Origin of the sequence: Citrobacter sp. KTE151 (assembly GCF_000398845.1) — a bacterium.
In the GTDB taxonomy this organism is placed as follows: Bacteria; Pseudomonadota; Gammaproteobacteria; order Enterobacterales; family Enterobacteriaceae; genus Citrobacter; species Citrobacter braakii.
The window spans coordinates 1,231,414-1,258,218 of record NZ_KB976063.1 but is presented as its reverse complement, the minus strand read 5'-3'; the positions used below and the strand labels follow the sequence as shown (position 1 = coordinate 1,258,218).

Annotated in this window: 26 protein-coding genes and 1 pseudogene; 9 read left to right on the top strand and 18 right to left on the bottom strand. The window is 50.6% G+C overall.

Features of this window, described 5'->3' with window-relative positions:
- Window positions 1-49: 49 nt before the first annotated feature.
- Window positions 50-463, top strand: coding sequence for a pyrimidine (deoxy)nucleoside triphosphate diphosphatase (locus WC7_RS15405; protein ID WP_032947020.1), 414 nt, complete (start codon window positions 50-52; stop codon window positions 461-463).
- Here the strand turns inward: WC7_RS15405 and WC7_RS15410 are convergent.
- A complete protein-coding gene (locus tag WC7_RS15410) occupies window positions 423-698 on the bottom strand; it encodes a YnjH family protein (protein ID WP_016152834.1) in 276 nt (91 codons plus the stop codon). The two genes, WC7_RS15405 and WC7_RS15410, sit on opposite strands and share 41 nt — an antisense overlap.
- A gap of 237 nt (window positions 699-935) precedes the next feature.
- Here WC7_RS15410 and gdhA point away from each other — a divergent pair, with 237 nt between their 5' ends.
- Window positions 936-2,279, top strand: coding sequence for an NADP-specific glutamate dehydrogenase (gene gdhA / locus WC7_RS15415; RefSeq protein WP_016152833.1), 1,344 nt, complete (start codon window positions 936-938; stop codon window positions 2,277-2,279).
- Window positions 2,280-2,342: 63 nt separating this feature from the next.
- Here gdhA and topB read toward each other — a convergent pair whose 3' ends face one another.
- The 3 genes from topB to WC7_RS15430 form a co-directional block, all read right to left on the bottom strand.
- Entirely contained in the window at window positions 2,343-4,289 is a 1,947-nt protein-coding gene (topB, locus tag WC7_RS15420; protein WP_032947018.1) for a DNA topoisomerase III, read from the bottom strand.
- A 4-nt stretch (window positions 4,290-4,293) separates the two neighbouring features.
- Window positions 4,294-5,337, bottom strand: coding sequence for a selenide, water dikinase SelD (gene selD, locus WC7_RS15425; protein ID WP_016152831.1), 1,044 nt, complete (start codon window positions 5,335-5,337; stop codon window positions 4,294-4,296).
- Between the two features lie 116 nt (window positions 5,338-5,453).
- Window positions 5,454-6,005, bottom strand: coding sequence for an NAD(P)H nitroreductase (locus WC7_RS15430; RefSeq protein WP_016152830.1), 552 nt, complete (start codon window positions 6,003-6,005; stop codon window positions 5,454-5,456).
- 175 nt (window positions 6,006-6,180) lie between these two features.
- On the opposite strand from WC7_RS15430, the gene sppA reads away from it, so the two are divergent.
- The 3 genes from sppA to pncA are packed head-to-tail and all read left to right on the top strand — an operon-like array spanning window position 6,181 to window position 9,762.
- Entirely contained in the window at window positions 6,181-8,037 is a 1,857-nt protein-coding gene (sppA, locus tag WC7_RS15435; RefSeq protein WP_016152829.1) for a signal peptide peptidase SppA, read from the top strand.
- A 55-nt stretch (window positions 8,038-8,092) separates the two neighbouring features.
- Window positions 8,093-9,109, top strand: a complete 1,017-nt coding sequence (ansA, locus tag WC7_RS15440) for an asparaginase (RefSeq protein WP_016152828.1) — start codon at window positions 8,093-8,095, stop codon at window positions 9,107-9,109.
- 14 nt (window positions 9,110-9,123) lie between these two features.
- Window positions 9,124-9,762 (top strand): bifunctional nicotinamidase/pyrazinamidase, encoded by a 639-nt coding sequence (gene pncA / locus WC7_RS15445; protein WP_016152827.1) that lies wholly within the window; start codon window positions 9,124-9,126, stop codon window positions 9,760-9,762.
- Between the two features lie 38 nt (window positions 9,763-9,800).
- Here pncA and WC7_RS15450 read toward each other — a convergent pair whose 3' ends face one another.
- From WC7_RS15450 to WC7_RS15485, 8 genes are all read right to left on the bottom strand, one after another.
- Window positions 9,801-11,159: an MFS transporter gene (locus WC7_RS15450; protein ID WP_016152826.1), complete on the bottom strand. Its 1,359-nt coding sequence runs from the start codon at window positions 11,157-11,159 to the stop codon at window positions 9,801-9,803.
- A gap of 140 nt (window positions 11,160-11,299) precedes the next feature.
- Entirely contained in the window at window positions 11,300-12,058 is a 759-nt protein-coding gene (locus WC7_RS15455) for a DeoR/GlpR family DNA-binding transcription regulator (protein ID WP_016152825.1), read from the bottom strand.
- Between the two features lie 136 nt (window positions 12,059-12,194).
- Window positions 12,195-13,178: an NADH-dependent methylglyoxal reductase gene (locus WC7_RS15460; RefSeq protein WP_016152824.1), complete on the bottom strand. Its 984-nt coding sequence runs from the start codon at window positions 13,176-13,178 to the stop codon at window positions 12,195-12,197.
- A 9-nt stretch (window positions 13,179-13,187) separates the two neighbouring features.
- Window positions 13,188-14,135, bottom strand: coding sequence for a carbohydrate kinase family protein (locus WC7_RS15465; RefSeq protein ID WP_016152823.1), 948 nt, complete (start codon window positions 14,133-14,135; stop codon window positions 13,188-13,190).
- A gap of 4 nt (window positions 14,136-14,139) precedes the next feature.
- Window positions 14,140-14,976: a ketose-bisphosphate aldolase gene (locus WC7_RS15470; RefSeq protein WP_016152822.1), complete on the bottom strand. Its 837-nt coding sequence runs from the start codon at window positions 14,974-14,976 to the stop codon at window positions 14,140-14,142.
- A 24-nt stretch (window positions 14,977-15,000) separates the two neighbouring features.
- Window positions 15,001-16,044, bottom strand: a complete 1,044-nt coding sequence (locus WC7_RS15475; protein ID WP_016152821.1) for an NAD(P)-dependent alcohol dehydrogenase — start codon at window positions 16,042-16,044, stop codon at window positions 15,001-15,003.
- 17 nt (window positions 16,045-16,061) lie between these two features.
- Complete coding sequence (locus tag WC7_RS15480) at window positions 16,062-17,441, bottom strand: MFS transporter (RefSeq protein WP_016152820.1); 1,380 nt, start codon at window positions 17,439-17,441, stop codon at window positions 16,062-16,064.
- A gap of 27 nt (window positions 17,442-17,468) precedes the next feature.
- Window positions 17,469-18,545 (bottom strand): zinc-binding dehydrogenase, encoded by a 1,077-nt coding sequence (locus tag WC7_RS15485; protein ID WP_016152819.1) that lies wholly within the window; start codon window positions 18,543-18,545, stop codon window positions 17,469-17,471.
- A 295-nt stretch (window positions 18,546-18,840) separates the two neighbouring features.
- Between WC7_RS15485 and WC7_RS15490 the strand changes: the two genes are divergently transcribed.
- Together WC7_RS15490 and yajD are read left to right on the top strand one after the other, a co-directional pair.
- Window positions 18,841-20,094: a chitinase ChiD gene (locus WC7_RS15490; RefSeq protein WP_016152818.1), complete on the top strand. Its 1,254-nt coding sequence runs from the start codon at window positions 18,841-18,843 to the stop codon at window positions 20,092-20,094.
- A gap of 93 nt (window positions 20,095-20,187) precedes the next feature.
- Entirely contained in the window at window positions 20,188-20,532 is a 345-nt protein-coding gene (gene yajD / locus WC7_RS15495; protein ID WP_003832478.1) for an HNH nuclease YajD, read from the top strand.
- 44 nt (window positions 20,533-20,576) lie between these two features.
- Here yajD and WC7_RS15500 read toward each other — a convergent pair whose 3' ends face one another.
- A complete protein-coding gene (locus WC7_RS15500; RefSeq protein WP_016152817.1) occupies window positions 20,577-20,852 on the bottom strand; it encodes a YeaC family protein in 276 nt (91 codons plus the stop codon).
- 42 nt (window positions 20,853-20,894) lie between these two features.
- Window positions 20,895-21,308, bottom strand: coding sequence for a peptide-methionine (R)-S-oxide reductase MsrB (msrB, locus tag WC7_RS15505; RefSeq protein ID WP_016152816.1), 414 nt, complete (start codon window positions 21,306-21,308; stop codon window positions 20,895-20,897).
- 341 nt (window positions 21,309-21,649) lie between these two features.
- On the opposite strand from msrB, the gene gapA reads away from it, so the two are divergent.
- Both gapA and WC7_RS15515 read left to right on the top strand, forming a co-directional pair.
- A complete protein-coding gene (gapA, locus tag WC7_RS15510) occupies window positions 21,650-22,645 on the top strand; it encodes a glyceraldehyde-3-phosphate dehydrogenase (RefSeq protein ID WP_003030697.1) in 996 nt (331 codons plus the stop codon).
- Window positions 22,646-22,844: 199 nt separating this feature from the next.
- Window positions 22,845-23,729 (top strand): D-hexose-6-phosphate mutarotase, encoded by an 885-nt coding sequence (locus tag WC7_RS15515; RefSeq protein WP_016152815.1) that lies wholly within the window; start codon window positions 22,845-22,847, stop codon window positions 23,727-23,729.
- A 95-nt stretch (window positions 23,730-23,824) separates the two neighbouring features.
- On the opposite strand, the pseudogene WC7_RS15520 reads toward WC7_RS15515, so the two are convergent.
- The 4 genes and pseudogenes from WC7_RS15520 to WC7_RS15530 form a co-directional block, all read right to left on the bottom strand.
- Window positions 23,825-24,668 (bottom strand): annotated as a pseudogene (locus tag WC7_RS15520) (aldo/keto reductase).
- Window positions 24,669-24,846: 178 nt separating this feature from the next.
- Window positions 24,847-25,200, bottom strand: a complete 354-nt coding sequence (locus WC7_RS15525; protein WP_016152813.1) for a hypothetical protein — start codon at window positions 25,198-25,200, stop codon at window positions 24,847-24,849.
- A gap of 10 nt (window positions 25,201-25,210) precedes the next feature.
- Complete coding sequence (locus WC7_RS0124500) at window positions 25,211-25,453, bottom strand: hypothetical protein (RefSeq protein ID WP_019076610.1); 243 nt, start codon at window positions 25,451-25,453, stop codon at window positions 25,211-25,213.
- Window positions 25,454-26,031: 578 nt separating this feature from the next.
- Window positions 26,032-26,778: a MipA/OmpV family protein gene (locus WC7_RS15530; protein ID WP_016152811.1), complete on the bottom strand. Its 747-nt coding sequence runs from the start codon at window positions 26,776-26,778 to the stop codon at window positions 26,032-26,034.
- Between the last annotated feature and the right edge of the window lie 27 nt (window positions 26,779-26,805).

The window sequence follows — 26,805 nt, the reverse complement described above, 5'->3', positions numbered from 1 at the left end:
AAGATAACGATAGTATGTCATTTTCTGCCGTTAGATCTTGATGAATATAATGAAAACCCTCGACGTGGTCGCCGCTATCATTGAACGTGATGGCAAAATTTTACTGGCTCAACGCCCGCAGCATGCGGATCAGTCAGGTATGTGGGAGTTTGCTGGCGGTAAGGTTGAGCCGGGGGAAAGTCAGCCAGAGGCGCTGGTCCGTGAACTGCGTGAAGAGTTGGGCATCGAGGCGGTCGTTGGGCGCTACATTGCCAGCCATCAACGCGAGGTTTCAGGCCGACTCATTCACTTACATGCCTGGCATGTACCGTCATATCAGGGGGAGCTGAAAGTGTATGAACATCAGGATATCGTCTGGTGTTCACCCGAAGAGGCGCTGCGTTATCCGCTGGCGCCTGCCGATATCCCGCTATTAGAAGCGTTTATCCTTTTACGCGACGCCAGACCAGCGGATTCGTGCTGATCGTTTTATCATCACGCTGGCACTGAAGCAAAACGCCATCCGCTTTAATCACCGCCCCTTCTGAGTAGTTTTGATCCTGATAAATACAGCACTGACTACAGGGTTGCGCCCGCTGACCGCTGGAACTGAACACCTCCGGTGGGACATTCACCTGCACGTCCGGGCGATAGAGCTGATTTGCCAGCGTCGCGCTGGACACCAGTGCCAACGCTCCTGCCATGATTATACGGCGCATATTATTTCCTTTTTGACTGACAGTTATGCTCAGTATAACGGTATAAACCGGCAGAAACTTTAGCCCTTGCCATCATCGCTTTTGGTTATGACCCACGCCGCAATATTAATTTACTTAGCGCGGTTAATTTTTTCTTGCGTCCCGTCACACTGCTGATGTTATAGTCAAAAACTGCAAAACACTTAACACAAAAATCAAAAATATAACCATATCAATACATAAGAGGTACTTATATCTATGGATCAGACACGTTCTCTGGAGTCATTCCTTAACCATGTGCAAAAGCGCGACCCGAATCAGACCGAGTTCGCGCAAGCCGTTCGTGAGGTAATGACGACACTGTGGCCCTTCCTCGAGCAAAACCCGCGTTATCGTCAGATGTCGTTGCTGGAACGTCTGGTTGAACCGGAGCGCGTGATCCAGTTCCGCGTCGTCTGGCTGGACGATCGCAATCAGGTGCAGGTCAACCGCGCGTGGCGCGTGCAGTTTAGCTCCGCCATTGGCCCATACAAAGGCGGGATGCGTTTCCACCCTTCCGTGAACCTGTCGATCCTGAAATTCCTTGGCTTCGAGCAAACATTTAAAAACGCCCTGACCACGCTGCCAATGGGCGGGGGTAAAGGCGGGAGCGATTTCGATCCGAAAGGTAAAAGCGAAGGCGAAATCATGCGTTTTTGTCAGGCGCTGATGACCGAACTGTTCCGCCATTTAGGGCCCGATACCGATGTTCCGGCGGGCGATATCGGCGTGGGCGGTCGTGAAGTCGGCTTTATGGCCGGGATGATGAAAAAACTGTCCAACAACAGCGCCTGCGTCTTTACCGGTAAAGGTCTCTCTTTCGGCGGCAGCCTGATTCGCCCGGAAGCTACCGGCTACGGTCTGGTGTACTTCACCGAAGCGATGCTCAAACGCCATGGTCTGGGCTTTGAAGGCATGCGCGTGGCCGTCTCTGGTTCCGGTAACGTGGCGCAATTCGCCATTGAGAAAGCCATGGAGTTTGGCGCGCGAGTAGTCACCGCCTCCGATTCCAGCGGTACCGTGGTCGACGAAAGCGGATTTACCAAAGAAAAACTGGCGCGTCTGTGCGCGATCAAAGACAGCCGCGACGGCCGCGTGGCGGATTACGCCCGCGAATTTGGCCTGACCTATCTGGAAGGCCAACAGCCGTGGTCGGTTCCGGTTGATATCGCCCTGCCGTGCGCCACCCAGAACGAACTTGATGTCGATGCGGCACGCGTGCTGATCGCCAACGGCGTGAAGGCTGTCGCCGAAGGGGCAAACATGCCTACCACCATCGAGGCCACCGATCTGTTCCTGGAAGCGGGTGTATTGTTCGCGCCGGGTAAAGCGGCCAACGCGGGAGGCGTAGCGACATCCGGTCTGGAAATGGCGCAGAACGCCGCACGTCTGGGCTGGAAAGCGGAGAAAGTGGATGCGCGCCTGCACCACATCATGCTGGATATTCACCATGCCTGCGTCGAGTACGGCGGCGAAAGCAAGCAAACCAACTACGTACGTGGCGCCAACATCGCGGGATTCGTGAAAGTTGCCGACGCGATGTTGGGCCAGGGTGTGATTTAATTCAGATCTGTTGTTCCCGTAGGCTTGATGCGGCACACATGCCTTATCCAGCCTAAGAGCGCATTACAGGCCCGCCTCTTCAGATGGCGGGCTTTTTTTCGCCGTGCGTTTCCGCGGCGCGCTCTTTTTCTTGTCACCACCACTACTACCCGGTGCGGCAATACCACGGAAGCGTCGAACCGGCGTGCTGCGCGCCTGATCGATTAGCTGATACAGCGTCCCCACCAGCGGCTGCATGAAATCCTGATATCGACACTGTTTTTCGCTGATTTGGGTCAGGATAGACTCCCAGTGCGCGGTCATATCCGGGCGCGTCGCCATTTCAGGCAGCGAATGAAACAGCGCTTTTCCGGCATCGGTAGAATGGATATAGCGCCCCTTCTTCACCAGGAAACCACGCTTAAACAGCAGCTCGATAATCCCGGCGCGCGTCGCTTCCGTTCCCAGTCCGTCCGTTGCGCGCAGGATCTTTTTCAGATCTTTATCCTGCACAAAGCGCGCGATTCCGGTCATCGCTGACAGCAGCGTGGCATCGGTAAAGTGCCGCGGAGGCTGGGTCTGTCGTTCAACCACTTCGCCTTTTTCGCACAGCAGCTCGTCGTCTTTTGCCACCACCGGCAGCGGCGTCCCGTCGTTATCTTCGTCGCGCTCTTTGTTGCCAAGCAGCGTACGCCATCCGGCCTCCGCCAGAAAACGGGCTTTGGCGACAAACTTACCTTTCGCGATGTCCAGCTCAATAACGCACTTCCTGAATACCGCATCCGCGCAAAACTGCATCAGATATTGACGGGCAATCAGATTGTATATCTTCGCTTCATTATCGTTCAGGTTGATGGACGAACTGCGCGCGGTTGGAATGATGGCGTGGTGGGCATCCACTTTTTTATCATCCCAACAGCGGTTTCGCGTATCGGGATTGACCGCAGATTGCGGAAGAAGATCCGGCGCATGGACGCTAATCGCGTTCAGCACCGCGTGACGTCCGGCAAAGTGTTCTTCCGGCAGATAACGGCTATCCGAACGCGGATAGGTGATCAGTTTATGGGTTTCATACAGCTTCTGGCAGATATCCAGAACGTTTTGCGCACTTAAGCCAAAGCGTTTCGCCGCTTCAATCTGCAACGCCGACAGCGAAAACGGCAGCGGCGCGGATTCTGATTCCCGTTTATCGTTATAGCTGGTGACGATCGCCGGCTGACCGTTAATGCGGTTTACCACGTGTTCAGCCAACGTGCGGTTTAGCAAGCGCCCTTCTTCATCCTGATACGGCTCACACGCTTCGCTCGGCTGCCAGATAGCGGTAAACCGCTCATCGGCAGGCGTCACGATATGCGCCTTTACCTCGAAGAAGTCTTTGGCAACGAAGTTTTCAATCTCTTCATCGCGACGCACAACCAGTCCGAGCACCGGCGTTTGCACGCGCCCGACCGAAAGTACGCCCTGATAGCCCGCGTTACGCCCCAGAATGGTATAAGCGCGCGTCATGTTGATACCGTACAGCCAGTCCGCCCGCGCTCGCGCCAGTGCCGACACGCAAAGGGGGATGAACTCACTGTTGGCGCGCAGACGCTCAATCGCCCGCTCGACGGCCTGCGGGTTGAGGTCGTTAATCAGGCAGCGTTGCACCTGCTGGCGCTTTTCAGGGGCCAGTTGCAGGTAATCAAGCACTTCATCCACCAGCAGCTGTCCTTCACGATCGGGGTCACCTGCGTGAATGACTTCACTGGCCTCATGCAAAAATCGCTTAATAACGTTGAGCTGTTTGGTCACCGAGGGACGCGGCTGCAGTTGCCACTTTTCCGGGACAATCGGCAGATCAACCAGACTCCAGCGAGCATAACGACTGTCGTAGGCATCTGGCTGCGCCTGCTCAAGCAGGTGACCAATACACCAGGTCACCACTTGCCCGTTTCCGCACTCGATAAAACCGTCACCTTTGCGATGCGGCTTCGGCAGCACATCGGCGATAGCGCGCGCCAGACTCGGTTTTTCGGCAATAAACAACCGCATCGAGTTAACGGATCTCAACCATGGCGCGACCGCCACGAGCTTCCACTAACTCACCAATCGCAGTGAGGTCGATGCCAAACTGCGCAGCTGCCGCTTTAACTTCGGCTTCAGCTTCCGGCGTTACCGCTAACAGCAGACCACCGGAAGTTTGCGGATCGCAGAGCAGATCGCGAACCGACTGCGGCATTTCACCCATCAGGTGTCCGTAGCTGGCAAAGTTACGCTGGGTACCGCCCGGCACCGCGCCCTGCGCGATGTATTCTTCAACACCTGGCAGCTTAGGAATAGCCTGGTAGACGATCTGCGCCTGAACGCCGGCCCCCTGACACATCTCGCTCAGATGCCCCAGCAGCCCAAAACCGGTAACGTCGGTCATGGCTTTCACGCCGTCGATATCGGCAAATGCCGCCCCGGCAATGTTCATCCGGCACATCACTTCCGTCGCCAGCCCTTTGTGCTCGTCCTTCAGCAGCGATTTTTTCTCTGCGGTGGTCAGGACACCAATACCCAGAGGCTTGGTCAAAAACAGCTTGCATCCCGCCTCGGCGGTGCTGTTTTTCTTCACGCGTTCAGTTGGAACAACGCCGGTTACCGCAAGACCAAAGATAGGCTCAGGGGCATCGATAGAGTGCCCCCCCGCCAGCGCGATACCCGCCTGACGGCAGGCAAAGCGTCCGCCTTCGGTTACTTCGCGGGCGATTTCCGGCGCCAGCTTATCAAGCGGCCAGCCCAGGATAGCAATTGCCATAATCGGTTTGCCGCCCATGGCGAAAATATCGCTGATGGCGTTGGTGGCGGCGATGCGGCCAAAATCAAACGGATTATCGACAATCGGCATAAAGAAATCGGTGGTGCTGATTACGCTGGTGCCGTTCCCCAGATCGTATACAGCCGCGTCGTCGCGGGTTTCATTACCCACCAGTAAGTTTGGATCAACAAACTTCGCCTGCTCACTGTGCAGGATGGTTTCCAGCACTTTTGGGGAAATTTTACAACCGCAACCGGCTCCGTGGCTGTATTGCGTTAAACGAATAGCTTGCTCGCTCATGGACATCTCCTGTCATTGCAATCCGGATATGGTAGCGCTCATTCCATGATGTGGTAAGAGTGACTGTCTGAATTCGGGTGCCTTTGCTCATAATCCAGACAGTTTTGCCGTTGATATCAGAAATAACGGACGAATGCGCTCGGATCGGCAAGGGTAATCGTCGTGGATGCTTTCAACTGTGGTGTGCCCAGATAGAGAAAACCGACGATTTTATCCTGTGGGCGACAGTCAAACGCTTCGCGGACGACCTCACTTTCGGTTAATGCGCCACTGCGCCAGATACCGCCAAAGCCCTGGGCAATGGCAGCCATCTGCATGGCCATCACCGCACAACCGGCAGACATTTCCTGTTCCCATAGCGGAACCTTGTCGTTTGCTTCACATTTCGCCACCACGGTAATAATCAGCGGCGCGCGAAACGGCGCGCTGCGCGCTTTTTCCTGGGCCTTCTCATCGCTGCCAGATGCAATAGCGCCTTTTTCAAGCACGGCGGCAAAGCGTTCACGCCCTTCGCCCTCGATGACAAAGAATTGCCACGGTTGCAGCGTTTTGTGGTCCGGCGCGCGCATTCCCGCACGCAGAATATTTTGCAGTTGTTCTCCTGCCGGGGCCGGTTCGACGAGACGAGAGGCGCTACGACGGGTCATAAGTAATTCGAGTGCATCCATTTGCTTAACTCCAACAATGAAATTTGTTCACAAAATTAACACGTGAGCGGATTTTGTTACAGCACAGGCGGTGATTCCTGCTGACAAGTGCCTGTCGGGTCATTACGATAGCCTCATCTTATCGCCTTTCTCCGGGATTTCGGGGTGGCGTGTTGTTAATTGGTAGGGAGAATACATGCGAACCCTGTGGCGATTTATTGCCGGATTTTTTAAATGGACATGGCGATTACTCAATTTCGTCCGTGAATTTGTGCTTAACCTGTTCTTCATCTTTTTGGTGCTGGTTGGCGTGGGCATCTGGATGCAGGTCAGCAGCAGCAACACCAGCGAACACGCTGAGCGAGGCGCGCTGCTGCTGGATATCTCCGGGGTGATTGTCGATAAGCCTTCGAGCACCAGTCGTTTAAGCGTTATTGGCCGTCAGCTGTTTGGCGCCAGTTCCGATCGTCTGCAGGAAAACTCCCTGTTCGATATCGTGAATACGATTCGCCAGGCAAAAGATGATCGCAACATCACCGGCATCGTGATGGATCTGAAAAATTTTGCCGGGGCAGACCAGCCTTCCATGCAGTATATCGGCAAAGCACTGCGGGAATTCCGCGACAGCGGTAAACCGGTCTTTGCCGTGGGCGATAACTTCAGCCAAGGGCAGTATTACCTCGCCAGTTTTGCTAACAAAATTTACCTCTCTCCGCAGGGTTCCGTTGATCTGCACGGCTTTGCCACCAACGGTCTGTACTACAAGTCCCTGCTCGATAAGCTGAAAGTTTCCACGCACGTATTCCGCGTCGGGACCTATAAGTCTGCCGTAGAACCGTTTATCCGCGATGATATGTCTCCTGCCGCGCGTGAAGCCGACAGTCGCTGGATAGGCGAGCTGTGGCAGAACTATCTCGACACGGTCGCCGCCAACCGCCAGATCCCAGCTCAGCAGGTGTTCCCTGGCGCACAGGCAATGCTGGACGGTTTGACGAAGGTCGATGGAGATACGGCGAAATATGCGCTCGACAACAAACTGGTGGATGCACTCGCCTCCAGCGCCGAAGTCGAAAAAATGCTGACCAAACAGTTTGGCTGGAGCAAAGCGGATAAAAACTATCGCGCCGTCAGCTATTACGATTATTCGCTGAAAACGCCGGCGGATACCGGAGACAGCATTGGCGTTATCTTCGCGAACGGCGCGATTATGGACGGTGAAGAAACCCCAGGAAATGTGGGGGGCGACACCACTGCCGCACAAATCCGCGAAGCGCGTCTCGATCCGAAAGTGAAAGCTATTGTACTGCGCGTGAACAGTCCTGGCGGCAGCGTCAGCGCCTCGGAAGTCATTCGTGCTGAGCTGGCTGCGGCAAAAGCGGCGGGTAAACCGGTTGTCGTGTCCATGGGCGGCATGGCGGCCTCCGGTGGCTACTGGATCTCCACCCCAGCCAGTTACATTGTGGCGAACCCCAGCACTTTGACCGGTTCAATCGGGATCTTTGGTGTGATCAACACCGTAGAAAACAGCCTGGGTTCCATTGGTGTACATACCGATGGCGTGGCCACTTCCCCGCTGGCGGATATCTCCATCACCAAAGCGTTACCGCCTGAAGTGCAGCAAATGATGCAATTGAGCATTGAAAATGGCTATAAGCGCTTTATCACGCTGGTCGCGGATGCACGTAAGACAACCCCTGAGCAGATTGACAAAATCGCGCAGGGTCACGTCTGGACCGGTCAGGATGCGAAAGCCAACGGACTGGTAGACAGCCTCGGTGATTTTGACGACGCCATCGCGAAAGCGGCTGAGCTTGCCAAGCTGAAACAGTGGCACATTGCGTATTATCAGGATGAACCGACATTCGTCGATATGGTAATGGACAGCATGTCAGGCTCCGTTCGCGCCATGCTGCCCGAAGCTATTCAGGCCATGCTCCCGGCGCCGCTTGCTTCTGCGGCCAGTGCAGTTAAAGCGGAAAGCGATAAGCTGGCCGCGTTTAACGATCCGCAAAACCGATATGCGTTTTGCCTGACCTGCGCCAACGTTCGCTAACAATTGCCCCCTCTTCGGGATGAAGAGGGGTTTTCATTGAGACAGAAGAAAAGTCATGCAAAAGAAATCGATTTACGTTGCCTATACCGGCGGTACCATTGGTATGCAGCGCTCAGAACAGGGTTATATTCCTGTTTCTGGTCATCTCCAGCGTCAACTGGCATTGATGCCTGAATTCCACCGCCCGGAGATGCCAGACTTCACCATCCACGAATACGTCCCGTTGATGGATTCCTCCGACATGACGCCGGAAGACTGGCAGCATATTGCGGAAGACATTAAAGCACACTACGACGATTACGATGGTTTTGTCATTCTGCACGGCACCGACACCATGGCGTTTACGGCTTCAGCGCTCTCTTTTATGTTGGAGAACCTGGGTAAACCGGTAATTGTGACAGGGTCACAAATTCCGCTGGCAGAGCTACGTTCAGACGGGCAAATCAACCTGCTCAATGCGCTGTACGTTGCGGCAAATTACCCGATCAATGAAGTAACCCTGTTTTTCAACAATCGACTGTTTCGCGGCAACCGTACCACTAAAGCGCACGCCGATGGCTTTGACGCCTTTGCCTCACCTAACCTTGCGCCGCTACTGGAAGCCGGGATCCACATCCGTCGACTGGGAACACCGCCAGCACCGCACGGCGCAGGTGAACTGCTTGTTCACCCTATTACTCCACAACCGATTGGCGTAGTCACCATTTATCCAGGTATCTCCGCTGATGTGGTGCGTAACTTCCTGCGCCAGCCGGTGAAAGCGTTAATTTTGCGCTCCTACGGCGTGGGCAATGCACCGCAAAATAAAGAGTTTCTGCAAGAACTTGAAGATGCGAGCTCGCGGGGCATTGTGGTGGTGAACCTGACCCAGTGTATGTCCGGCAAGGTAAACATGGGTGGCTACGCGACGGGTAATGCCCTCGCCCACGCTGGCGTGATTGGCGGCGCGGATATGACCGTCGAAGCCACACTCACCAAATTGCACTATTTACTCAGTCAGGGACTGGATGTGCAGAGCATTCGTGAAGCTATGACGCAAAATCTGCGCGGCGAGCTCACCCCGGACGAATAAAGGAGTCTATGCCCATGGCCCGAGCCTTACTGTTGGTCGATTTACAAAATGACTTTTGTGCCGGCGGCGCTCTCGCTGTTCCGCAAGGCGACAGCACAATCGAGATTGCCAACCGTCTGATTGACTGGTGCGCCCTACGCGGCGACACGGTTGTTGCCAGTCTGGACTGGCATCCGGCTAATCACGGTAGTTTTGCCAGCCAGCATCAGGTCGCCCCCTACAGTCAGGGACAACTGGATGGTCTGGCGCAAACGTTCTGGCCCGATCATTGCGTGCAAAACAGCGAAGGAGCGGCCCTGCATCCGCTGCTGAACCAGCGTGCGATAGCGAAAACCTTCACCAAGGGCGAGAACCCGCTGGTCGACAGTTACAGTGCGTTTTTTGATAACGGTCGTCGTCAGGCAACCGCGCTGAACGCCTGGCTGCTCGAACACCGTATTGCTGAGCTTATTATCATGGGTCTGGCTAGCGACTATTGCGTTAAATTCACCGTTCTGGATGCGCTCGATCTTGGTTATACCGTCAGCGTTATTACCGACGGCTGCCGTGGCGTCAATATTCAACCCCAGGACAGTGCAGAGGCGTTTATGGAAATGGCGGCGGCGGGCGCAACGCTGTATACGCTTGATGACTGGCTGGAAACCCAGCGCTAATTGATGTCGACAGGATCCCCCCCTGTCGGCACGTTATCTCAAGCCAGTGTCGAAATCTCCTCCAGCGAAATTTTGCGTGTTTCGATGCCAAAGCAAAAAAGAATCAGCGCGCACAGCACCAGCATTATGCCTAGCACGATAAAGACCGTAATCGAGCCGTAGCGGGTCAACAAGATAGCGACGCCATAGGGCGTAAATACTGCGACAATTCTTCCCACGGCATTCACAAAGCCCGATCCCCGCAATCTAAGGTGTGTGGGCCACAGTTCGGGGACATATACCGCAGAGGCAAAGCACACGTACATATACAAAAAAAAGATCATCACCAGCCCATAGCTCAAAATAGCCCACTCTTCGGTTTGAATCGAATAGAAATATCCGAGCAGCGCGATAATAATCAACAAGAATGAACCAAACAATCGACGTGGAAAACGATCAATAATCAGTGTGGCAATAAATATCCCAACGGGTGCGCCAATCATAATTATCGCGGTCATAAAAATAGATTTCGTCACATCGATTCCCGAGTTAACAAAAATCGTCGGGATCCATACCGTAATGGTATAGAGCGAAATATTCATCGCGATAAGCACGGTGATTGCCACCAGCGTACAACGCAACATCGGCCCTTTGAACAAGAGCCAAAATGAATCACTTTCCGTGCTTATATCCGCCGTCAGGCAATCGCTATGGCAGGGAGGTAAAGTGATGTTTTTTTCTTTCTGAATTTGCAGTTCCACCTGTAGAAGATGTTTTTCAGCTTCGTTTCTCTTTCCTTTGCCAGCCAGCCAACGAGGAGATTCAATATAGTACTTTCCCGACAGATACCATGCTAAGAGCATCGCCATGCCACCGAGTAAAAACATCATCCGCCAGCTTAGAAAGGCGATAATCACAACGCCAATCGCCGCTGAAAGCATCGGCGACCAGTTGCCGACAAACGACAGGCGAGCAGACCACTTCCCACGCACCCCGGGCGGAATAAATTCAGTAAATGAGGCATAGCCCACCATAATCAGCGCTCCCATTCCGCTCCCCATTAGGAAGCGGAAAAAGATAAGCCAATACATGTTAGGCACAAACGTTGCCGCACAGGCAGAGACCCCGACGATCAGCAAATTGAAGCGGAACGCTTTGCGTCGACCAAGATAATCACCAATAAAGCCACCGGTTAGTGAGCCAATAAAATAGCCAAACATCAGAGCCGAGGTAAACGCGGCGTTGAGGTAATTATTTGACCAACCGGTACTGACTAATTTTGCCAACACCACATTCCCGGAATAGCTGAGAAAACCGGTGACTAATAAACTAAAACTGATAATGCCGAAAATACGAAAATGAAATCGAGATAAAGGCAAGCGATCTAATCTTGCACCGATAGGGTCACATTGTTCCATCTGGATGCCTCAAATTAAGCTAAATAGAAAGTATGGCGATCGCGGCAGAAAAAATCTCACCGCGCCATCCATCATCATTAGATTCTTATGGCATTTTCCAGGTGCAAACTAAAATAATATCGACACGACCCACGTTAAAATTAATATACGAGTTGAATATTATTTTCTTTGCAAAATGCAATCCACTCTGCACCCGGTGCCTTATTGGTTATTAGGTAATTAATATGGCTAAAGTCCACGAGCTGGACGAACGCTTTACGATCGAACTTAGAATGATCAACCAACAGAGCCACCTCGGTCGCCTGGCGGATCATCGTCTTTTTGATTTCCGCTTCCGCTTCGTTAGAGTCAAGCGCTCCGCTCTGCATATCCAGACCTTTGCAGCTCATCACCAGGATATCAACATGATAGCGGCTGATAATCTCCTTGGTGATCCTTCCCTGAAGCGACAGCGTATTCTTATTTAATTCACCGCCAGTAGAAACAACGTTAATTTCTGACTGTGCAAGTTCATGAAAAGCTTCAGCCGAGTTGGTCAGTAGCGTCAGATCGTTTCTTTCCTTCAACAGTTTCAATAATTCCATCGCGGTACTGCTGGCGTCGGCAGCCATGGTGGTCTTATTTTTAATGAACGGTAATGCATTACGGGCAATGATCTGCTTTTCTTCAAAAAAAGATTTTGCACGCTTATAAAAATGGATATTGTCGGACAACGCGGTTGTATTGAGTACAGCACCGCCATATGTTCGGGTCAAAAAACCTTCATCTTCCAGTTTTTCCAGATCGCGGCGAATCGTTTCTTCAGTCACCTGAAAGATCGAACTTAAATTAGATACCGCTACTTTCTTATCATTCACCACCATTTGCTTAATGGCCTGAATCCTGTCTTTTGCCGCCACGATGACACCTCTGTTTGCTGCAAAGTAATAATAAGACCCAAGTATCTCACAGGCCATGTTTATTTTCAAAATAACATGTCTGAATCACAGATTTTAGTGCTATTTTACACAGAAACAGAGGTGAACCCCATTTGGCTTATTTTGTATCCAACGCCTCAGCCATTCGCCTCATCAATAAAGAATCATCATCGGTCAGGGGAATCGTTAACGCCTGAACATTATCACGGACCTGTTCAGGTGCGGTTGCGCCGCTCAGCAAGGTGATTAAATCGCTTTGCTTTAAAATCCACGCCAGTGCCAGCGCGGGGATTGTGCAGCGGTATTTTTCGCACAACGGCCGCCATTGCTCAAGCATGTCAATCACCCGTAGCATATTGTCTCGTTGGAACCAGACTTTGTTGGCCCGCGCCCCGCCAGGGACATAATCGCGATCAATAGTTCCGGTCAGTAGACCCTGCTCAAGCGGTGAATATACCTGCACCACGATGCCATGCTGCTGACATAACGGCAGCAGTTCAGCTTCCAGTGCCCGGTCAAGGATGCTGTACTTGGCCTGGATGATATCCAGCTCACCGTGTTTGAGATACTCCCTGATATGTTCCGCATCGACGTTAGCCGCACCGATAGAACGAATTTTCCCCTCTTTCTTGAGTGCGTTTAGTGTATCGACGGTTTCCGCAATCGGCGTAAAACAGGGTTCGACCGACTGCCAGTGGGTCATGTAGATATCAATGCTCTCAATACCCAGTCTTTGCAGACTGGCATCCACCTCTTCGCGAATCGACTCGGGTGTGAGATTTTTATACAACTGCCGGTCGCCCACTTTGTTAAACAAACTTCCTGTTCGCTCCCAGACGATGCCGCATTTGGTTTCAACAACGATATCGTTACGCGGCAGTTTTTTCAGCGCCTGCCCGACAATCACTTCACTATTGCCGAAGTTGTAACCTGGCGCGGTATCAATCAAATTAATACCGCAGCGATGCGCCTCAACAATGGTATCAATACAGACCTGCAGATCGAGATCGCCGTTCCACGCCGGACCGCCGCCAATCGCCCATGTGCCTAATCCCATGCGGGAAAGCGTAATATCCGTACTGCCTAAAGGAATCATTTTCATCTGCCGCTATTATCCTTCATATTCATCGAGAAGTTGTTCAACCAGCTTTCTGTTCTTCACACCCGTCGTGGCCCCTACGCTCAAAACCGATATGGCCGCCGTTGCATTAGCAAACAGCGCGCACTCACGCAGTGTTTTGCCTTCAAGCAGCGCGGAAATAAATCCCGAGGCAAAATTGTCTCCCGCGCCGATAGTGTCGATGGCGGTAATTCCCGAAACGGCTGGAACCTCGATTTTCATATCGACACGTTTGATAAAGCAGCCTCTCTTCCCGGTCTTAATCACGACTGTTTTCACGCCGCAGTTCAGGAAACTGTCGGCAATGTCATCCAGCGTCTCTTTCCCGGTGAGCAGTTTGGCCTCCTCAAAATTAGGAAACAGATAATCCACGTAACTCAATGCCTGTCGAATATCTTTCAGTGTTTCATTAAGCCGCGGTTTGATCATATCCGCACAGATAATTAACCGATGCGCTTTCGCCTGAGCGAAAATTTCCGTCAGTGCATCGCTATCCAGTAACGGGCTATTAAAAATACTCGCCAGCGACAGCAGCTTTGCTTGAGAGAAGCGGTCAAAATCAACATCGCTGATATTCAGCTTCCACAGGCTGCCGTTACGGTTAGTCACGAAAGTACGCTCGCCATCGGCGGTGACTAATCCCACGTTAATAGATGTATCAATTGCGGCATCCTGCTTCAGGCTCTGAATATCTATATTCTCCCGACGACAGTGGTCGAGAATAAAATGACCTGCTGCATCAGCACCTACCCGGCTCATTAACGCTGTACGATGACCGAGACGAGAAATAATAGTCGCTTCATTAATTGCGTCGCCGCCGGTTGTCATCGCTATTCTTTCTAACGGATAAGAATCAACATCAAAAATATTTTTACTCACCGGCTGTAAGGGAATATCAACAATAGCTGCCCCTATACAAATAACCTCGATATTATCCATGTTGTCATTCCGCTTTACCGTCAGAACCAAACAATTTAATTTTCTCCAGCGCGCGCTCTTTTACCGCTTTGCGAACTTCACGTTCAACGTGCAGGAAGGGCTGATTCTGGTTCTCCTGCACTGCCACCATGGCAGCCTGGCACAGTTCGGTATGAATGTTGATTTTAGAGATACCTAATGAAATGGCTTTTTTGATATCCGCATCGCTGATACCCGACGCACCATGCAACACCAGTGGCACGGATACGGCTTCCCGCACGCGTTTAACCACGTCGAAATTCAGTTTCGGCTCTGAGGTATAGACGCCGTGCTGGTTACCAATCGCCACCGCCAGAGAATCGCAGCCGGTACGCTCGACAAATTCCGCCGCCTGGTTCGGATCGGTATAGTGATAACCCGCCAGCGCTTCTTCGTACACCGTTTCATTGCCCACATGGCCCAGCTCAGCTTCGACCGGCACACCCAGCGGATGGAAAAAATCCACGGCCTCTTTTGTCAGACGAATATTCTCTTCGAAATCAAAGGCAGAGGCATCACGCATCAGCGAATTCATACCATGAGTCCAGGCGTTATGGATAATCTCCATGCTACGTCCGTGATCCCAGTGGGTAATAACTGGAACCGAGGCCTTTTTAGCCATTGAAACCATCATGTGCGAAAAATCTTCGAACGAGGTATTACCCACAAAACCAGTACCGAAAGAGATAATCACCGGCGATTTCGATTCTTCCGCCGCATCAATCACCCCCATTAGCATTTCCGCATTCCACACGTTAAAGTGAGCAATCGCATAATGTTTATTTTGGGCATCATTTTCCCAATATTTAATATCTGCCAGCATAGTTATTTCTCCCTTTCCGATAAATTAATGATTTACTTTAATTACGCCTTTAATAATTTCGCTTTTGTTATTAACGGATTCATCAAACGCGCGCTGAACATCTGCATAATCGTAAATATGCGTCACCATCGATTTCACATCGAACCGACCGGAGGATATGGCTTCAATAGTAACCGGATAGCGGTTGGCGTAACGGAAAACTGTCTGAATAGACACTTCACGGTTAATTTTGAGGAAATTAATTGCGGAATCACCAGGTACTGTACCAACGATCATGATTTTCCCGCCGCGCATCACCAGATACGGCGCCTGCTTAACGGTTATGGCTGAACCGGCAGTTTCGAAAACAATGTCCGCGCCCATATCGCCAGAGAACTGCTGGCAGCGGACAATGGTGTCCTCTTTTGCACCGTTTATAACGGTTGTCGCCCCGAGTTGTTCAGCCATCGCCAGACGTTTTTCCAGCACATCAACCACCGCGATCTCGGTTGCGCCCAAACATTTACACGCCTGCAAAGTCATTAAACCAATACACCCCGCCCCAAGAATGACGATTTTCTTACCCGGTTTAACGTCTGCCAGCATTGCAGCATGCATACCCACCGCCGCTGGTTCCACCAGCGCACCTTCCAGGGTGTCCATGTTATCGGGCAATTTGTAAGTGAAACTCTCCGGATGACACAGATAGTGGGTTAGCGCGCCACGGTAGTTGGGCTGCGTAGCCATAAAATCGACGTCCGGGCAGATATTGTATTTCCCTTCCAGGCAGTAGCGGCAGTGACCGCACGGTACACCGGGTTCAATATTCACCCGATCACCCGGTTTAAATTTGGTTACACGGTTTCCTACCGCCACCACCGTACCGGCGCATTCATGCCCCAAACCAATTTCCTGATTAGGATCTTTCGGCGGAATAAAAGGACCTGATTCAAAACCGTGAACATCTGAACCGCAAATCCCAACGTATTCAACTTTGATCAGCACTTCATGCTCATTGGGCACCGGAATATCGGCGGCGATGATTTTCATCGTGCCCGGCGTTTTTAATATCGCTTTCAAGTTTTTCATTTTATTTCCCGTCAATATTATTTGCTGGTAACTGCATCAATCCCGAGACTTTCGACAGAGACGCCTTTGGTTTCAATTCCGATGGTAGCAATGGCAATGGCGACAATAATGGAGACCGCACCTAGCAGTACAAACACCCCTGTCACGCCGTAACCATTAAGTAATACTGCGACTGCATAAGGTGCGGCGATACCACTGACACGCCCGACAGCGTTGGCCAGTCCCGAACCGCGAAGTTTCGCTTCGGTCGGCCATATTTCCGGAACGTATACAGCGGAGGCATAACAAACATACATATAAACAAAAGTAATCAGGAAAAAACCGATTAATGTAATTAGCAGCATACTGGTTTGCAGCGAATAGATATAACCCAGCACAGCAATTAACACTAATAACCCCACCCCCATTGTTTTTCTCGGAATTTTATCCATTACCAGCATGGCGATAAAAATCCCAAATGGCGCACCGAACATGCTCATGGTATTTAAGACAATGGAGTCTTTCAGATTAATACCCTGGGTCATAAATATTGTCGGTAGCCAGTTAATTAAGGTGTACTGAACGACGTTCATGGCAATCAGAACAAAAGAACCCAAAATAACCCGCTTCAGCAATACACCTGTTAATAAGGCGGAGTACGGTACAGAACGAGGTTGTTTACCATCATCCTTTATCACGACTGGCGGAAGAGGCTTACCGGTCTGTCGAATGACACCTTCTTCAATTGCCCGCATCACCTTTTCGGCTTCCTGGTAGCGCCCGCGAGACTCCAGCCAGCGAGGCGACTCAGGGAAACTGCGCCAGGCAATAACAGTTGCTATGAGCGACAGCACCGCAGGAATCAACAGCTGTACGCGCCAGTTCCATTCCGCGCTGATAAGTGGCGTCAGCCCCATCGCGATCAGTGAACAGAGCGGATAAGACCAGTTGCCGATAAACGAGACCCGACTCGACCAAGTACCACGATTTCTGCCAGGCATATATTCGGTAAACCCGGCAAATAAGGTGACCAGCAGCGCGCCTAATCCAACTCCCATCACAAAACGACAGGCGATCAGGAAGGTCATATTGGGTGAAAACGCACCAACGATCATAGAAAAAATATGAATCGCTTCATACAGAATAAATGCATTTTTACGCCCGATCTTATCGCCAATAATTCCCCCACCGAGCGCACCGAGAAACATTCCAGCCGTCGTAATGGCAGAGAATGTGGCGGTGGTGGAATTATCAGTCCAGCCAAGTTCTTTTAATTGCGCGAGAATTAATCCACCGACGGCATTACTCCAGCAAACCAGTAATCCGAAGGCAACCATGGCAAACATAGACGTATGCCAGCGACAGTCAGGCAGCCTGTCCAACCTCGCGCCGCAGTGCGGTTTTGCTATCTGTTCCATCCGGGAACCTTCCTTTAATAAATGGGGTTATTCATCAAAGTCGTAGGTCATGATGACCTTAATCGCGGTCTTATCGACCATCGCGTCAAAACCTTCTCGCCATTGCGATAAGCCGATACGGTGAGTGATCATCGGTTTGACTTTTATCGCACCGCTAGCGAGCAGGCGAATAGCATTGCGCCAGGAAGTGGAATCGTAGGCCATATGACCAATGATGCTTTTATTCCACGCAGTGATGTCGTTAATAGAAAAATCGAGAGGTTTGAAGCCCATCCCCACGCGGACGACTTCACCGTTAGGACGCAGCATTTCGATAGATTGTTTCAGGGCTATATTGGCACCGGAACATTCGATGACCAGTCCCAGATTGTCTTTCCCGCAGATCTCCTGACAACGTGCGACCACATCTTCGGTTGAACCGTTGACGACAGCCGTGGCCCCCATTTCTTTGGCTATCGGGAAACGTACCGCGACATCGTCTTCCAGCCCAACCATCACGATATTAACGGCCCCCATAATGCGCGCCATTTGTACCGAAAAAAGTCCCAGCGGGCCGGTACCAAAAACCACCACATCCTGACCCGGAAGAAATTTGGATTGCTGGGCGATAGATTTGTAGGCATTGCAGATGGGATCGAGTACAGCCGCCTCTTCATAATCAACACCTGTTGGGATTTCCCACAGCGCATGACGGTGAATTTTGAGGATCTCCCCAGGGACCAGACAGTATTTCGAAAACCCCCCTCCCCAGGTATTGTTATCCAGACCTAAATTCACCTTTTCTGTACAACAAAGAAAATCACCTTGTTCGCAAGACGGACAAACGCCGCAGACGTGCCCGCTGTTGTCAGAAACCACTCGCTGACCGACTTTCCAGTCCTTAACCTTATCGCCAACCTGCACAATTTGGCCGGCAAATTCGTGACCACGAATCGAATTGAACTGGTCGGACCCACTGTCGACATTGTAGTGTTTCATGTCCGCGCCGCAGATAGCTGCCGCCTTGATTTCAATCACTACGTCATCCGGGCCGCATATCGGTTCCGGGACATCAATCATCTTGTAGCCGCCAAAGCTCTTGCCAAATCTTGCCAGTGCTTTCATTGAATTTTCCTTTGTGTTTAGTTTTGCATCACCTGGCATCATACTTATCCATATAATTTTTGAGGTCAACATAAAATCTTTAAAACACAGATTATGATCTGCATTTCACAACTTAGATCACAAATAAGTGCCAAGATGAATTGAAAGCCAAAGACACAGCAGCCGCTTGGTTAAAATGACGTGAACACCTTCGCATTTTTCCTGTTATGAAACTGTTAACCTGCAGGTGCTATTTTTTTTCGCCACGCCATTTCCGTGGCGTGTTTGCTTGTTTAAATGTCAAAGAGGAACACCGATGAAACTATTGCCTTTGTTGGCAGCATTACCCCTGCTTTGCGCCAGCGTTGTTTCCGCCAGTTCACTGATGTCAGTTGGCTACTTCAATGGTGGCGGCGACGTCACTGCCGGTCCTGGTGGCGACATCAATAAACTGGATGTTCGTCAGATAACCCATCTCAACTATTCGTTTGGCCTTGTCTACAACAACGAAAAAGACGAGGCCAATGACGCCTTAAAAGACGCCAGTAAGCTGCATCAGATTTGGCTTTCACCGAAAGTGCAGGATGATTTACTGAAAATTCCACAGCTGCGTAAACAGAATCCGAACCTGAAAGTATTGCTTTCCGTCGGTGGTTGGGGGGCACGTGGATTCTCAGGCGCGGCGGCAACGAAAGAATCGCGCGCGGTGTTTATTCAGTCTGCTCAGGAGATAATTGCGAAATATGGCCTTGATGGCATCGACCTCGACTGGGAATACCCAGTCAACGGCGCCTGGGGACTGGTCGAAAGTCAACCGGCCGACCGTGCTAACTTTACCGCACTGTTAAAAGAGCTCCGCGCCGCATTGGGGCATAAAAAACTACTGACTATCGCCGTGGGCGCAAATGCGGAAAGCCCGAAAAGCTGGGTGGATGTGAAAGCCATTGCGCCATCGCTCGACTACATAAACCTGATGACCTATGACATGGCTTACGGTACGCAGTATTTCAACTCGAACCTGTACGATTCGACACAATGGCCGACGGTTGCCGCGGCGGATAAGTACAGCGCTGATTTTGTGGTCAACAACTATCTTGCTGCCGGTCTAAAAGCGAGTCAGATGAACCTGGGCATTGGTTTTTATGGTCGCGTACCGAAACGCGCTGTTGAGCCAGGCATTGACTGGAGCAAACCTGACGCACAGAAAAATCCTGTTACCCAGCCCTATTTCGGGCCCGCGCAAATTGAATTGTTCAAATCACTGGGCGTCGATCTGAGCAAAGATACCTATGTGAAGTACAACGACATTGTGGCGAAATTGATCAACGATCCGCAAAAGCGCTTTAGCCAGCATTGGGATGATGAAGCAAAAGTGCCGTGGCTGTCAGTGCAGTCTGTGGAGGGAAAAGCGCTCTTTGCCCTCTCCTATGAAAATCCACGCTCGGTAGCGATCAAGGCTGACTACATCAAGAGCAAGGGGCTGGGAGGCGCCATGTTCTGGGAATACGGTGCGGATGACCAAAACCAGTTGGCTAAGCAGTTAGCCGATTCGTTAGGCATCAAACACTGATCCCAACGCCTGACACAATAGGTTATGATTATCGCATTCTGCTGCGCCAGCTTTTGGCGCAGCTTTTCATTTTCTACTGGAGGCATGAGCTTTATGGCTTTTATCCCTAAAAATTACGCCCGTCTGGAAGTCGGTTACCGGGAAAAGGCGCTTAAACTCTTCCCCTGGGTCTGCGGACGTTGTTCCCGTGAGTTCGTGTATTCAAATTTGCGCGAATTGACGGTACACCATATCGATCACGATCACTCCAATAACCCGGAAGATGGTAGCAACTGGGAAATGTTGTGCCTGTACTGCCACGATCACGAACATTCCAAATATACGGAAGCGGACCAGTATGGTTCAACGGTGGTTGCAGGCGAAGATGCACAGAAAGCGGTGGGCGAAGCGAAATATAATCCGTTCGCCGATCTGAAGGCGATGATGAACAAGAAATAACTTCAACTGCGGGCCCGACATAGATGTTTGCCGGGCCTGAGTAATCAGGATTTAAACGTCGCAATGGGTTCGGGCGTAATACCAAACTCCACTTTCAACTGCTGCTTACTCTTCATCACCATCTCACCGTTGGTATCAATCGTCATATGCTGCGCGTCAATATTGTTTCGCGCCTGCCACAACATCACCAGCTGTAAGCAGTTCTCTTTTTGTTCTGCCGTTAGCGCCACGCCATCCGGCCATTTTCCGAGTTCAACGGCAGTTGATAAGCGCTGATAAACTTCCGGCGTCATGCTGTTGATCATCTCATCAAGATTCATGTTAAATCCACTCTCCGTAGAATAATTTGCTGAATCGTTTCTTCAGCCTTTGGTCTGCTCACCGTTTTCACCATCGGTGAAGTTCAAAGACGCTGAGTTAACGCAGTAACGTTCACCTGTAGGTTGCGGACCATCCGGGAAGACATGCCCCAGGTGCGCATCACAGTTACCACAGCGGATTTCAATGCGCTGCATACCGTGTGAAGTATCTTTAATGTAACGGATAGCCTCTGCGCTGACAGGCTCGTAAAAGCTGGGCCAGCCGCAGCCAGAGTCATATTTTGTCTCGGAACGAAATAGCGGTTTGTCACAGACCAAACAGTGGTAGATGCCGTCACGCTTGTTGTGCAGCAAACGCCCGGTAAATGGCGGTTCTGTCCCGTGATTCTGCGTCACGTAGAACTGCATTTCGGTTAAATTTTTTTTTAGTTCTTCTGGAGAAGGTTGATTAGCCATTTGCTCACATCTCGCTTTATCTAAACTCACATCGCGAGACAGATTCTAACAAAACATTAACACCAGAGTGCGAACTTTTGTTCTAAACTTGATCCGTGCGAAATGGCAGCCTGCAATTCGTGATCACAATCACGTTTTTATCTTGATTGCCCTTTAAAATTCGGGCCGCCGACCCCATGTGGTTTCAAGCCCAAAGGAAGAGTGAGGCGAGTCAGTTGCGCAAAGCTTAAGCAGCAGATTGATTTGTCGCAATGATTGACACGATTCCGCTTGACGCTGCGTAAGGTTTTTGTAATTTTACAGGCAACCTTTTATTCACTAACAAATAGCTGGTGGAATATATGACTATCAAAGTAGGTATCAACGGTTTTGGCCGTATCGGTCGCATTGTTTTCCGTGCTGCTCAAGAACGCTCTGACATCGAGATCGTTGCAATCAACGACCTGTTAGACGCTGACTACATGGCTTACATGCTGAAATATGACTCCACTCACGGCCGTTTCAACGGTACCGTTGAAGTGAAAGACGGTCATCTGATCGTAAACGGTAAAAAAATCCGTGTTACCGCTGAACGTGATCCGGCTAACCTGAAATGGGACGAAGTTGGTGTTGACGTAGTAGCTGAAGCTACTGGCCTGTTCCTGACAGATGAAACCGCTCGTAAGCACATCACTGCTGGCGCGAAAAAAGTGGTTCTGACTGGTCCGTCCAAAGATAACACTCCGATGTTTGTTAAAGGCGCTAACTTTGACAAATACGAAGGTCAGGACATCGTTTCTAACGCTTCCTGCACCACTAACTGCCTGGCTCCGCTGGCTAAAGTTATCAACGACAACTTCGGCATCATCGAAGGTCTGATGACTACTGTTCACGCGACCACCGCTACTCAGAAAACCGTTGATGGCCCGTCTCACAAAGACTGGCGCGGCGGCCGCGGCGCATCCCAGAACATCATCCCGTCCTCTACCGGTGCTGCTAAAGCTGTAGGTAAAGTACTGCCAGAACTGAACGGCAAACTGACTGGTATGGCGTTCCGCGTTCCTACCCCGAACGTATCTGTTGTTGACCTGACCGTTCGTCTGGAAAAAGCTGCTTCTTACGAAGAAATTAAGAAAGCAATCAAAGCTGCTTCCGAAGGCCCGATGAAAGGCGTTCTGGGTTACACCGAAGACGACGTAGTATCTACCGATTTCAACGGTGAAGTTTGCACTTCCGTGTTCGATGCTAAAGCTGGTATCGCACTGAACGACAACTTCGTGAAACTGGTATCCTGGTACGACAACGAAACCGGCTACTCCAACAAAGTTCTGGACCTGATTGCTCACATCTCCAAATAAGTTGAGATGAAACAGTAATCTGTAAGAGCGACTCAGGTCGCTCTTTTTTTTGCCTGAAGATACCCGTCATACTTCAAGTTACCGGTGTGTTGGCAATGCTCTCTCACCCGAATCACTTACTTCTGTAAGCTCATCGGGATCGTTCACTTGCCGCCGTCCTGCAACTCGAATTATTTAGGGTAAAAAAAAGGATTGCATAATGATTAATAAAATTTTTGCACTTCCGGTAATCGAACAAATTACCCCGGTCCTCTCCCGCCGCCAGCTTGATGAACTTGAGATTCTAGTGGTCGATCATCCACAGGTTAAAGCATCTTTCGCACTGCAGGGCGCACATCTTCTTTCCTGGAAACCCAACGGCGAAGAGGAAGTCCTGTGGCTAAGTAACAATACCCCGTTTAAAACCGGCGTAGCGCTGCGTGGCGGCGTACCAATTTGCTGGCCGTGGTTTGGTCCGGCTGCTCAGCAGGGCCTGCCTTCTCATGGTTTTGCCCGCAACCTGCCATGGACGCTGAAAGCGCACAATGAAGACGACAATGGTGTGGTGCTGACGTTTGAATTGCAAAGCAACGCTGAAACGCGTCAGCTATGGCCGCACGAGTTCTGCCTGCTGGCCCGTTTCAAAGTAGGTGCCACCTGTGAAATGGAACTGGAAGCCCACGGTGAATTTGAAACAACCTCTGCGCTGCATACCTATTTCAACGTCGGTGACATTGCGGCAGTAAAAGTCAGTGGACTTGGCGATCGCCTGATCGACAAAGTAAATGATGCTAAAGAAGATGTGCTGGCTGATGGTATCCAGACCTTCCCGGACCGCACCGATCGTGTCTATCTGAATCCGCAAGCGTGCAGCGTTATCCATGATGATGCTCTCAACCGCAATATCGACGTCGTCCATCACCACCATCTGAATGTCGTGGGCTGGAACCCGGGTCCGGCGCTGTCCGTTAGCATGGGCGACATGCCGGATGACGGCTATAAAACGTTTGTTTGCGTAGAGACGGCTTACGCGACCGCGCCGCAGAAAACCCACGAAGAAAAACCATCACGCCTGGCACAAACTATCCGCGTTGCTAAACGCTAAAATTGTGTCTGTAGCCTGACGGAGCTTGCGCCTTTTCCGGCCTACCAAACATTGCGTTGGCCGGATAAGAAGCGTGAGCATCGCCATTCGGCAAATCAGGCCATATCCAGCGCCGTTTTACCCTTTGGCGCTGGATATGCCTTATCTAACTGCTTCAGCTCATCAACTCTCCAGCGCGGCGGCATTTTGTTCGACATGCGCTATGCTTGCCGCTTTTGGAATCGCCATCACGCCCGGCAGACGAATCACCCATGCCAGCAAAATCTGCGCAGCACTAACATTGTGCGCGTGCGCGATGTCGTTCACCACAGAGTGAGAAAGCAAGTCACCGCGCAATCGCCCCGCCTGAGCCAACGGACTGTAAGCCATGACCGGCATCTGCTGCTGCTGGCACCACGGCAGTAAATCATATTCAATACCGCGCGATGCTAAATGATAAAGCACCTGGTTAGTGGCACATTCCCGCCCACCCGTGACTTGCCATAACGCCTGCATGTCATCGTAATCGAGATTAGAGACGCCCCAGCGGCGGATTTTCCCCTGCGCAATGAGTGCTTCCATGGCATCAACGGTCTCAGCAAATGAAAAACTGCCCGTCCAGTGGAGCAAATAGAGATCCAGATAATCGGTTTTTAGTCGACGCAGGCTCGCTTCACAGGCGGCAATGGCTTTCTGACCACCGGCATTCCAGGGATATACTTTCGAGACTAAAAAAGCGCTATCACGACGCCCGGTTAATGCTTCACCCACTACCTCTTCCGCTGCACCATCTGCATACATTTCGGCGGTATCGATCAACCGCAGACCGAGATCCAGACCAGCCCGCAGCGCTGAAACCTCTTCCCGACGTCGGCCAGGATCCTCGCCCATGTACCATGTTCCCTGCCCAATAGCAGGCAGCGATACCTGCTTTGTAAACATCACCTGTTTCGCTGTCATCGCACCCTCCTGTGTTAATGCACCACAGTAAAGCAAAACAACTGGCATGTGTCCTGTTAGGGTGCACAAATTGCACCCTCTAAGATTGGAAGTTGACCGCTATGGCAACGGCAATAAAAAACCCGGGAACAAACAATGCTCCCGGGCCGAATGACAGAAAATCTTAACTGCACTGCGGTTATTTTAAGCGACCTAAATATTTCCCCTCTTTCATCGCGTTAATTTTCCCGTTTTTATAGACAATGACGGAAATCAAGCCCGCGCTATAAGACTGAGCGTCTGCATTGTTCTCATCATTTGCCGCAGCTTTGCCATTAATATAAGCAATACCATCAGCGCCACGTTTAAAGTCTACGCCCAGTTTATTCACATGCACGGGTGTGATTTTACTGGCGTGCACCGGAGCATTAGCATCGCTGACCATCGTTTTATGTTCATGCTGTAACTGCTGACGGTAAGCCTCGCTGATGGCATAGGCTGGTGCAGCAGCAGATGTTGCGACCAGTACAGCGATAATTATTAATTTCTTCATAAGTTACACCTTAATAATTATTGTGTTTGTGGTGATGACTGGAATTAGTATCATTTGAGTTATATACGTTTTGCGCGTTCTCCATAGCTTGTTTTTCAGCTACGGCATTGATTGTCGCCTGACGGTTTTGCTCAGCGATATAGCAGGCATCGCGGCTCACGCCCTTGCTTTCGCAAGCACTCATGCGTGAAGCCTCGGTGGAACATCCCGTCAGAATCCCACCCATCACTGCTATCATGATTAACTTTTTCATTATCTCTACCAGGTTTATTCGCAAGAAAACCACATGACATTTAATATCTGAGCCATGCAGCGTTACTGTCTTTACTTATTAAGTTGGAGTAATATCTGCAATCGCTTATTTAATGTCAATTTTAATTTTTTCAGATAAATACCTAAAAGATGTAAAATAAAAATTAACTTAATGATTTTATTTTTTCAAATGAAAGTTAACTTTCATCGTCTCACAAAAATAATAAAATAGTTATCTTGCTATTTTTAGTGGCGAGAGTTTCACGATAAAATTATACCGTGATTATAAAATAGAATATTATCAATATATTGCGAAACCAGAAATCACTCTCCCAGAACAATAATTCGTGAAACTGTACAGATACTCTTCCATTCACAAACGAATAGATTTCAGTCTCATCAAACAACAGGTTTAATTTTGGTAATTGCGGCAGGAAAAATACGTTAACTATTTGTTGCGGCCGATGTAATGCCAAAACAGCACAAAAAATCAAATCACATGTTTTGGATCAATATTCATCTCTGATATGCACAAAAAAGCCCGCATCTCTGCGGGCGAGTGTTTGACACGCAGTGGCATCAGAACTTGTAGGTAACACCCGTTGAAATCAGACCCGTCCAGGATTTGTCCACCATCGGGCTGTCTGTCACTTCATCAGACAGGCGGGTATAACGCGCAGTACCGTATACGCTCCAGTTGCCCAGGAAGTTATAGTTTGCGCTGAGCTCCAGATACGGGTTCCAGGAGCTTTCAGGATCGTAGCTACGCAAGCCGCTACGGGCAGATTCATGGCGTGAAACACCATAATAGTATTCATTCTGGTTTTCACTGTTCCACTCGACACCAATCCCCGGAGTCAACGTCAGACCGCCATTGGTATAGCGGTATAACCACGCCAGATCCCATACAATACCATTGCTGTTATCCAGCGTATCGCCTGCAAGGCTGGTACGCAGGAAACCGTATTGCGTGTTGTGAATGTAAGAAAGGCCAGCCATCATGGTGCTCTTACGTTTATCCAGACTACGCAGACGGTTGTCGTCGCTGTCACCCGGTTTGAAGTACATTGGCGACCAATAGGCCATCACCGACAGCTTATCGGTATCGTCATTCCACAGGTAGTAACCACCGCCCAGACCACGGAACCAGAAGTTATCGCTTTCATAAGTCACAACCGGGACCGGGTAAACGTCACTATCGTAATCTTTGTAAGGGTGCTCAACCACACCAACGCCTGCGCCCAGCGTCAGGTTGCTCTCTGCCTGTGCGACGTTAGCGGAAGTGGCAATAAGCACGCTAAGTGCCAGAAGTTTGAGTTTGGTCACAGTCAATAATTCCTTATTTAAATGTGT